Genomic DNA, 502 nt, shown 5'->3' with positions numbered 1-502 from the left:
CCGCCACAATGCCGCTGTAGCCTAATGCCAGCAATTTTTCCGCCAGCCACGGATTACGACCAAACTGCTTGGTCATCAGATACAGTTCAATGCCGTAAAGCCGCGCCGTCTCAATCAGCCGCTTACCGTTTTCCAGTATCTGATCCACGTCGATCACCCAGCTGTCCGGGGCGATCTTGCCCTGCTGCCACAGGCTTAGTGCGGCGGAAATCAGCGCCGGGTTCTGGCGTTTCAATGCTTCTACAAACATCTTGTTGCCTCGTTTCTGTTCCTTGAATTAAATATTCATTTTTTTGAATATTTAGGTTGTGCGACGTGGATTTGTCGGGAGCTTCAAACCTCTTCGTTAGCAGCCATCCATAATCCATAAAGGTTGGCCAGCAAATAGCCTTCTTCACACGGGTTAACTTCCAGTGCGAATTCCTTCAACAACACCTGATGCAATTGCACAACGGCGTGCCAGTGGCTGGATTGCGCCAGTCCTGCCAGCAACTCGTTATCC

General features: G+C 50.6%; 1 protein-coding gene. It reads right to left on the bottom strand.

Features of this window, described 5'->3' with window-relative positions; translation table 11 throughout:
- The coding region (locus ACFFRH_RS45115) for a hypothetical protein (RefSeq protein ID WP_512701174.1) at window positions 1–250 on the bottom strand (250 nt) is incomplete at its 3' end.
- Window positions 251–502 lie beyond the last annotated feature (252 nt).

It is taken from the genome of Streptosporangium vulgare (assembly GCF_042428775.1).
In the GTDB taxonomy this organism is placed as follows: domain Bacteria; phylum Actinomycetota; class Actinomycetes; order Streptosporangiales; family Streptosporangiaceae; genus Streptosporangium; species Streptosporangium vulgare.
Note: the sequence above shows the minus strand (reverse complement) of the source record. Positions and strands in the feature narration are given on the sequence as shown.